We start from the raw sequence: 4489 nt of genomic DNA, 5'->3' as shown, positions 1-4489 counted from the left end.
TGGGTGGCCACTCCGGTGGGGCAGCGGTCGGTGTGGCAGCGTTGCGCCTGGATACAGCCCAGCGCCAGCATCGCCTCCCGGCCGACGTTGATCAGATCACAGCCCATGGCCATGGCCAGCAGCGCGGTCTCGGGGAAGCCGAGTTTGGCCGAGCCGACGAAGACTATCCGGTCGTCCAGGCCGGCCTCCACGAAAACCCGGTGGACTCGACTAAAGCCGATCTTGAAGGGGAGTGCGACATGGTCGCTGAAGGCGAGCGGCGCCGCACCACTGCCACCTTCACCACCGTCGACGGTGATGAAGTCGACCCCGCGGTCTGTGGCCGCCATCTGCCGGGCGAGCTGCTCCCAGAATGTCGCCTCACCCACAGCTGACTTGATCCCGACCGGTAGCCCCGTCGCCGCGGCGATCTCCTCGACGACGTCGAGCATGCTGTCGACGTCACCGAACGCCGTGTGGGTCGACGGGCTGTAACAGACTTCGCCGGCCTTCACCCCGCGGATGCGGGCGATTTCGGGGGTGACCTTCGCCGCCGGCAGGATCCCACCCAGACCGGGTTTCGCGCCCTGACTGAGCTTGATCTCGACTGCGCGGATCGGGTGCCTGGCGGCGAGGTCGACCAGGCGCTCAAGGCTGAACCGGCCGTCCACAGTGCGGCAGCCGAAGTATCCGGTGCCGATCTGGAAGATCAGATCACCACCGTGCAGGTGGTGCTCGGATATCCCGCCCTCGCCGGTGTTGTGCAGACAGCCGGCCATGGCGCAGCCCTGGTTCAGTGCGGTGGTCGCCGGCGCGCTCAGTGCACCGAAGCTCATGCCCGAGACGTTCACCACCGACGGTGGCCGCAACGCATGCGGCCGACCGCGTGCCGCGCCGAGCACCTTCTGGCAGGCCAACAGGTTGTCCGTGGCCGCGGGCCCCGGCAGTGGGAACGCCGCCGGTTTGATGATGAGGTAGTTCGCCGACAGTTCCAGGTCGTTGGCGGTGCCGAAGCCCGTGTTGGCGTTGTCCTGCTTGGCCGTGGCGTACACCCAGCGGCGTTGGTCGCGGCTGAAGGGCCGCTCCTCGTCGTTGCCGGTGACGATGTACTGGCGCAGCTCCGGCCCCACGTCTTCGAGCAGGAAGCGCAGGTGCCCGATGACGGGGAACGTTCGAAGGATCGAGTGCCGGCGCTGCAGGAGATCATAAAGCGCCACCGCGCACACCAGCAGGGTGAATCCCAGCATGACGAAGCCCAGCATGATCCATCCGGTCATCACCGTCACCCCGTCCAATCGGCCGCCGCCCATCCCTGCCCGTCTCGATGTCTATATACGCTCAGGCTCGGATCGGGCGGATGCTGGGCTGAGAGGTGGGTATCGGGCGAGATGCGGCAGCCGGTGGCGACAGGCGATGCCGTGACAGGCGATGCCGTGACAGGCGATGCCGTGACAGGCGATGCCGTGACAGGCGATGCCGTGAACCGTGATGGCGTGACACGTGCTGGCGTGCTGCCGGCGAGCCTCAATCCGCGGGTCCGAGCCCCGGGCGGCTCGCCGGCGCGGGGTGCCTCCGAGGTCTTCTCAGGGTTGCTTCAGGTGGTTTTCGCGCTGCTCTCGGTCGTCGTACTGGTGGCGAGCGTTGGTGGTTGGGTGCTCTACAACCATCTCAACGGAAAAATCACCAGAGTGGATCTTGGTCTCACCGGCCAGCGGCCGGCTGCCCCGGCCCGTGGTGTCGAGAACTACCTGCTGGTGGGTACCGACAGTCGGGCCGGCAGCGGCGGCGCCTATGGCGACGCGCCCGGCCAGCGCTCGGATACCACGATCCTCGTCCACCTCGCCGCGGACGGCACCAGCACCATGGTGTCCTTCCCTCGTGACACGTTGGTCACCATTCCCGAGTACACCGACACGAACGGCCACCGCCATGGCGCGCACCGGGCCAAGTTCAACTCGGCGATCGCGGACGGTGGCCCATCTCTGCTGGTCAACATGGTCGAGGGGCTCACCGACATCCGGATCGACCATTACGTGTCCATGGACCTCGAGGGCTTCCGCGCCATCACGGATGCGATCGGCGGTGTCGCTGTCTGCGTCCTCCCGTCGACCTACCGGGACGTCTTCTACGACAACAACGTGCGGAAGGTCAGCACAAACACCAACGACCCGATGAGTGGGTTCCTCGGCGGTCCCGGGACTGTCCAGGTGGACGGCCGCCAGGCGTTGGCCTTCGTCCGGCAGCGACACGGGCTGCCCGAGCAGGACCTCGACCGCATCCGACGCCAGCAGCAGTTCATCGGCGCCCTCTTCCGCAAGGCGATGGCCAGTGGGGTGCTGACCAGCCCGGTCAAGCTTGAGGCGCTGCTGTCATCGGTGACATCCGCGCTCACCCTCGACAGTCATACGGGCATCGCAGACCTGCGGGGACTGGCCACTCGGATGCGGGATGTGGCCACGGGAAGTATCCATACAGTGACTTTGCCGACCCATGCCCCGACCCGCGCGGAAGGCGCCATCGGCGACTCGGGTGAGCTCCCCGGACTCGGCGCCGTCCAGCTCTACGATCCGATCGACCTCGAACGTATCGTCGCGCCGCTGCGCCCCCCGGACAGTGGCACCGAGGTGTCCCCGTCGCCGCTGCCGTCGGTGTCCGGGTCGGTGTCCGGGTCCGGGGCGAGCGGCGCCACTCCCGTCACGCCGGCAGACCAGATCACGGTCGAGGTCTACAACGGTTCGACGGTCGCGGGGCTTTCGTCCCGCGCCGCCACCGCGCTGACCAGGCACGGTTTCCGCGCCTCCAACGAAGGCAACGCATCCCTGCGTAGCCACACGAGTTCCACGGTTGTCTACGGCCCAGGTCAGGACACCGCCGCGCGCACCCTGCAGGCTGCCGTGCCCGGCTCCACGCTCCAGCGCGATCCGACCGCGACCCGCCTTGAACTGATCGTCGGATCCTCGTTCACCGGGGTCGTCGCAGACGCAGCGGGCGGCCAGCCGACCGGCGCAGGACCGGCCGCGACCACGGGCGGGGACGCTGCCGCGTCGGCGCATCCGAGCACCCCCGTCCCGGCCGCGGCCCCGACCTGTACCTATTGAGATCCACTGTCAGTCTGAGATCGTGAGGACTTCCGAGAGTGGCCGGCGCGGGGCCGGCTCAGCCGGGACACCGCCGGCCGCCGGCAGGCCGAGGCGAATGACCATCTGGACGGTTCCGGTGCTGTGGAGGATCTCGCGCAGCACGACTCGGATCGCGTCGATGTCCTCGGCGTGCCCGATGGGACACGCGGCCACCGAGAGGGCCGTGGCGCTCAGCAGAACCCGCGCGAGCGCCTGACCCGCTGCCATGCGGTCGATCGGACGGTCGGCGGCGGTGCCGAGCACAACGATGGAATCCTGGCCGTCCACCTGGCCGGGCCGAGCGGATGGCGCGTTCGTCGCGAGGTGATCGTCGGTGCCGGTGTCGTCCAATGTGGCCAGCCAGGCGTCCTCGGTCGCGGCAGCGTCCTGGAGCGCTGCCAGGACGCCGGTCGGGTCGGGTGTGGGTTGGATCGGCCCGCGTCCCGCGTGTCCCGCGTGTCCGAGGTGTACTGCGGTGCCCAGCGACCGCTCCCAGGCGTCAGGCGGCCTGGCTTCGTTGATGCGGATGGTCGCGAGTGGCTCCTTGCCGGCGAGGTCCCGGTCGAGGCCGCCATAGCCCGGTCCGCCGGGCAGGACGACGACATCCGGGACGAACCCGCGCAGCCGCAGGGCGATCCGCGCGTAATACAGGGCGGCACCACAGCTGATCAGTAGTTGCCGGCCGTCGGGGTCGACGGCGCCCAGAAGTCGGGACGGGTCCGCGAAGAGCTCCAGGCGCCTGTCTGCGACCAGCCAGTGCCACGGCTGGGTGTCATGGATCGACGGTGCGTGGGACGCCTCCGTGACAACTCCTTCGATCTCCTCGTGAAAAGACGTCAGGCCGTCCACCCGCATGATCTTCACCATCTCTCTCGTCGCCCGATCCCGCTGCGCTGTCGCCCTGGTTGTTCCCCGTTCTCCGCCGTCGCCTCTTCCGGCCCGCGGTCCCGCTGCGAGCCGGTGTCGCAGCGAGCATGTCGAGCCGGACCGACGATCATCCGCGCCCCTCCTGCCGGGCGCGCTACGCGTGCGCCGGGGCCGCCGAAAGGCGCAAGCACGGGCGGACACCGCAGCGCCGGACGGATCCCCGGGATGTGTCGATACGTAGCCGTCTGGGTACGGAAAGAAATTTCTACAAAGTGCTTGCGATCATGAAATCCGGCCAGTCCATCGTGTATGTTTTCTCTTACCGGCGGAAAGCCGGGAGACACCGAAGCTAAGTCGCGACGGTGGCCCCCCTCCCCGGTCCGGCCCTCTTACGAGGGTGGTCGGGAGTGTATCGTGAGGCGGCCGCCGGTTGATCCGGCGCGGTTTGACTCGGCGAGACTCGAACGGTAAGTTGCGACAACCGCCCCGGGCGGACGCTGAAAAGCGCAGTCCGGTGTGCGCTC

3 protein-coding genes are annotated in these 4489 nt (G+C 68.3%); 1 reads left to right on the top strand and 2 read right to left on the bottom strand.

The genetic code is table 11. The features are described 5' to 3' along the window. A partial coding sequence (locus U9979_RS11210; protein WP_416219955.1) for a glutamate synthase-related protein occupies window positions 1–1241 on the bottom strand: 1241 nt, incomplete at its 3' end. Between the two features lie 201 nt (window positions 1242–1442). Between U9979_RS11210 and U9979_RS11205 the strand changes: the two genes are divergently transcribed. After that, complete coding sequence (locus tag U9979_RS11205) at window positions 1443–3077, top strand: LCP family protein (protein ID WP_322779330.1); 1635 nt, start codon at window positions 1443–1445, stop codon at window positions 3075–3077. 9 nt (window positions 3078–3086) lie between these two features. Here U9979_RS11205 and U9979_RS11200 read toward each other — a convergent pair whose 3' ends face one another. After that, window positions 3087–3962, bottom strand: coding sequence for a hypothetical protein (locus U9979_RS11200; protein ID WP_322779329.1), 876 nt, complete (start codon window positions 3960–3962; stop codon window positions 3087–3089). Between the last annotated feature and the right edge of the window lie 527 nt (window positions 3963–4489).

Origin of the sequence: Protofrankia sp. Cas4 (assembly GCF_963555915.1) — a bacterium.
Lineage (GTDB): Bacteria > Actinomycetota > Actinomycetes > Frankiales > Frankiaceae > Protofrankia.
The sequence above is the reverse complement of the archived record's forward strand: the minus strand, read 5'-3'. Positions and strand labels throughout refer to the sequence as shown.